The organism is Clostridium muellerianum (assembly GCF_012926525.1).
Classification (GTDB): domain Bacteria; phylum Bacillota; class Clostridia; order Clostridiales; family Clostridiaceae; genus Clostridium_AM; species Clostridium_AM muellerianum.
In genome coordinates this window covers 1-541 of sequence record NZ_JABBNI010000003.1, presented here as the reverse complement: position 1 = coordinate 541, position 541 = coordinate 1, and the positions used below count along the sequence as shown (strand labels likewise).

The window sequence follows — 541 nt, the reverse complement described above, 5'->3', positions numbered from 1 at the left end:
TTATATTTTTCTGATCCTACTGACCATAGCAGCAAGGTTGCTCCATACTTAGGATCTTGATAATTTAACAATTCTGGCTTGTTTTTTGCTATTTTTTCTATCTTATTAACATTTTCATTTTTTACAGCCAATGCTAATTCCCATGCTGGAGTTTCTCTATAAATATTTATATTACTAATTTCAAGGTTCCCATTTTCAGCTGCTTTATCAAGCATAGAATTATATCCTTTATTTATTGCAAGACCAGCACATATTATAACTACTAAAATTGACACAATAATTATTCTTCTTCTCATGTATGCCTTCTTTCTTTGTTCCTTTAATAGCTTTTTTACTAATTTTATATAAAGAAGATAACAAATCAAATATACAAACTTTTGACTTGTTATCCTTTTAATGTGCCTTAATTAAACACAGCCCTAATATTTCTTTATATATTCTTCCCAGGTATCTGGATAAAGTTTTTTAATCTGTGATAACTTATTTTTAGGAATCTTAGTGTTCCAATAATTTACTCCTTGATTGGCAAATTCCTTAACAA

Annotated in this window: 1 pseudogene; it reads right to left on the bottom strand. The window is 27.9% G+C overall.

The features are described 5' to 3' along the window. Positions 1-296: pseudogene (locus tag HBE96_RS25935) on the bottom strand (ankyrin repeat domain-containing protein); the annotation flags it as partial. Positions 297-541 lie beyond the last annotated feature (245 nt).